The organism is Actinomadura sp. NPDC048032, from assembly GCF_040653175.1.
Classification (GTDB): domain Bacteria; phylum Actinomycetota; class Actinomycetes; order Streptosporangiales; family Streptosporangiaceae; genus Spirillospora; species Spirillospora verrucosospora.
In genome coordinates this window covers 1-3,494 of record NZ_JBEZJP010000615.1, presented here as the reverse complement: position 1 = coordinate 3,494, position 3,494 = coordinate 1, and the positions used below count along the sequence as shown (strand labels likewise).

General features: G+C 72.1%; 5 protein-coding genes. 1 reads left to right on the top strand and 4 read right to left on the bottom strand.

The genetic code is table 11. The features are described 5' to 3' along the window. Positions 1–1,374, top strand: a 1,374-nt coding sequence (locus AB0C69_RS40020) for a cytosine permease (protein ID WP_360361601.1), incomplete at its 5' end; no start/stop codon positions are given. 22 nt (positions 1,375–1,396) lie between these two features. On the opposite strand, the gene AB0C69_RS40015 is transcribed toward AB0C69_RS40020, so the two are convergent. The 4 genes from AB0C69_RS40015 to AB0C69_RS40000 all read right to left on the bottom strand — a co-directional run. Beyond that, positions 1,397–1,681 carry a YciI family protein gene (locus AB0C69_RS40015; RefSeq protein WP_360361604.1) on the bottom strand — a complete coding sequence of 95 codons (285 nt, stop codon included), beginning with the start codon at positions 1,679–1,681 and terminating at the stop codon, positions 1,397–1,399. A 14-nt stretch (positions 1,682–1,695) separates the two neighbouring features. After that, positions 1,696–2,457 (bottom strand): glucose 1-dehydrogenase, encoded by a 762-nt coding sequence (locus AB0C69_RS40010; RefSeq protein ID WP_360361598.1) that lies wholly within the window; start codon positions 2,455–2,457, stop codon positions 1,696–1,698. Position 2,458: 1 nt separating this feature from the next. Continuing rightward, positions 2,459–3,271: a TIM barrel protein gene (locus AB0C69_RS40005; protein WP_360361596.1), complete on the bottom strand. Its 813-nt coding sequence runs from the start codon at positions 3,269–3,271 to the stop codon at positions 2,459–2,461. Between the two features lie 18 nt (positions 3,272–3,289). Next, positions 3,290–3,494, bottom strand: a 205-nt coding sequence (locus tag AB0C69_RS40000) for a hypothetical protein (RefSeq protein WP_360361593.1), incomplete at its 5' end; no start/stop codon positions are given.

Sequence of the window (3,494 nt, the reverse complement as noted above, 5' to 3'; positions counted from 1 at the left end):
CCCGCGCAGGAGGTGCTGTCGCGCATCAACGCCACCGTCGGCGTGGTCGAGTCGGTCAGCGACGAGAAGTGCGTGCTCAGCGGTGCGCTGGTGGCCGCCGGGATGTCGCTGTGGGAGGCGGCGCTCACCGGGTTCCTCAGCATCCTGGCCGGCTTCAGCGCCTACCTGGTCGCCGCCACGGTCGGGGCGGACTACGGCGTCCCGGGCCTGGTGAGCATGCGGGCGGTGTTCGGGGTGCGCGGCGCGGCCGTCCCGTCGGCGCTGCGCGCGGTCTCCAGCGTCTACTGGTTCGCGTTCCAGACCGTCGCGGGCGGGGTCGGCATCGCGGCGGTCCTGCGCTCCCTGCTCGACCGGGACGTCCCGCAGACAATCATCATCGTCTGCTTCGCGGTCTTCCAGATACTGGTGGCCACGGTCGGCTACGACTCGCTGAAGGCGCTGTCCCGGGTGGCCTTCGTGTTGAAGATCGCCTTCTCGGGGGTCATCGTCGCGGCGCTGATGACTTACCCCCGGGCGAGCTTCCATCCGGACGCGGTGTTCTCCTTCGCTGGGACGGGCCAAGGCAAGGCGGCGCTGATCGCCCTGTGGACCACCAGCATGGCCGCGGCGTGGTTCTCCAACTTCACCGACGCGGCGGACTTCTGCCGCTACTCCCGCACCCGCGTCGACATGTGGATCGGCACCTTCCTGGCGGCGGTGACCGGCCAGCTCATCTGCTCGTTCCTGGGCGGGTACGCCGTCGCGGCGGTGCTCGGCAGGAGCGGCAACGCCTTCGAGGTGATCGTGACGGCGAGCCGCGGCGCGGTCTGGCTGCTGGTGCTGATCCTCGTCTACATCGTCCTGGACAACTGGACGATCAACGTGCAGAACCTCTACACGGCCGGGCTGGCGATCAGCACGCTCTTCTCCCGGCTCGGCCGGTTCTGGGGGACGCTGGGCGTGGGGGTGGTCGGGCTGGCCGCTTCGCTGGCACCGGGCCTGGTCACCGGGTACACGGGCTACATGCAGCACCTGGCCGACCTGTTCGCGCCGATGGCCGGGGTGTTCGTGGCCCACTACCTCGTCCTGCTGAGGACCCGGCTGGACGTGCCCGCCCTGTTCCGCGCCGACGCCCGCTACGCGTACTGGCGCGGCTACAACTGGATCGCCCTGTTCTGGGTGGTCGCCGGGTATTTCCTCAACAGGACGGTACCGCCGGAGTATCTGAACATCATCGTCACCGCGGTGACCGTCGGCGCGCTCTACCTGGCCTCGATGGCGGTCGCCCGCCGCCGGTCGCCGGCCCTGGCGGCCGGCTGCGAGCCCGTCCACCGGCGGCACGCACCGCCGGCCGACACCCCGACCCCGCTCGAACCGGTCGGCCAGGGCGGCTGAAGGGCGGCCGGCGGGGCCGGGGTCAGGTCCGTCGGCCGCCTCCGAAGATCGGGAGCATCCGGTCGATCTCGACGGTGGCGAAGACGCCGGCGCGGGTGAACGGGTCGGCCGCGACGAACGCCCGCGCGGCCCGCTCGTCCGGGACGTCCAGCACGAAGAGCTGGCCGCGCCGCGTCGTGCCGTCCGCGGCCAGCAGCGGGCCGGAGAGCGTGATCAGTTCGGCTCGTTCGTCCACGTAGCGGCGGTGCTCGGCCAGGACTGACCGGCGCAGCTCCCCCGAACCGGTCACGTCCCGGCAGAGCACCATGAACTGCACGGGTATCAGGCCGTGAACGCGGCGTCGATGGCGATCTCGGCGCCGGAGACGTACCGGCTGCCGTCTCCGGCCAGGAACAGCACCAGGTCCGCGACCTCCTCGGGGGTGCCGAGCCGGCCGGACGGGATGAACCCGGCCAGCCGCTCCCGGTTCTCGGTGCCGCCCTCGATCATCGGGGTGTCGATGACACCGGGGCAGATGGCGTTGACCCGGATGCCGTCGGAGGCCAGTTCCCACGCGGCCGCGCGCGTCATGCCCCGCACGGCCCACTTGCTCGCGGCGTAGGCGAACGGCATGCCGCCGCCCTTGAGGCCCGCGGTGGAGCAGGTGTTGATGATCGAGCCGCCGCCGGTCGCCCGCATCAGCGGCGCCACCGCGTACATGCCCAGGTAGACGCCCGTCTGGTTGACCTCGACGACCCTCCGGTACTCCCGGGGGGACGTGTCGCACATGACCGCGTGAAGCCAGAGCCCGGCGTTGTTCACCAGGATGTCGACGCGGCCGTACTCTGCCTCGACGGTCGCCATGAGATCGGTCCAGGCGGCCTCGTCGGTGACGTCCAGCGGCAGGAAGCGGCCCGGAACGGCCAGCTCGGCGGCCACCTTCTCCCCCGCGCCTCCCGGCAGGTCGGTCACGACGACCGTCGCGCCGTGCTCGGCCAGCAGCCGCGCCTCGGCCGCCCCCTGCCCGGCGTACGACCCGGCCCCGGTGATGATGGCGACCTTCCCTGCCAGGTCGCCCTTTCCACCCGGTTCGGTACGGTCCATGTCAGGCTCCCTCAACTGTGGCCCGGCACCACGCGGCCGGGAAGAACTCATCGATGGCCGCGACGGCGCTCTCGTACCGTCCGTCGCTGGGGACGGTCTCGAAGGTGATCGTCCCGTCCCAGCCCAGCCGGTCCAGAGTGGCGCGCAGGTGCCTGAAGTCCACCTCGCCGGTACCGGGCTCGTGCCGTCCCGGGACGCCCGCGACGTCGAAACGGGCCAGCCATGGGGCGGCGGCCACCAGGTGGTCGGTGAGGCGCCCGCCGCACAACTGCTGGTGGAAGACGTCGAAGGCGACCCCGACCACCGGGTCCGCGATCTCGCGGGCGACCGTGACCACCGCCGGGACGTCGCCCCACAGGTAGCCGGGCAGGTACACGGTGTTGAGATGCTCCAGGACGAGCGTCACACCGCTGCCGCGGGCGAGGTCGGCCGCGGCCGCCACCGCCTCGACGCAGGCGCCGTGCAGCACCTCGGCGGGGAGCGGGGGTGACGGGACCACCCGGCCCCCGCTGATCGCGTTCGAGAACATGGCCAGCTGGCGGGCACCGGACTCGACGGCGACGTCCAGCGACCGGGCGATCTCGTCGAGCACCGCCCGGCGCCCGGCGGGATCGCACAGCGGATGGTCGCGGTTGCCGAAGAAGCCGCTCACCCCGACACCGGCGGCGCGACCCGCGGCGGCGACGCCGGCGATGTCGCTGGTCCGCCAGTCCCAGAGGTCGACCAGGTCGAATCCGGCGGCCCCGGCGGCCCGGACCCGCTCGGCGTACGGACGGTCCCGCCACATCATCTCGACAGAGACAGAACGCAGCATGTGGCACCTTTCGCTTTGCTAGGCGGGCTCGGACGCGGGGCGGTTCACGCACCGGCCCCCGCCCTGCTCGGACTCGTCGCAGCGCCCGTCGGCGTAGACCTGCCGGCCGCGCGAGAACGTCATGACCGGCCAGCCCTTCAGCCGCTGCCCCTCCCACAGGTGCGGCATCTCCCTGATCGCGGCCGTGGTGGCGTAACCGTCCAGGCCCGGCATCATGATGTCC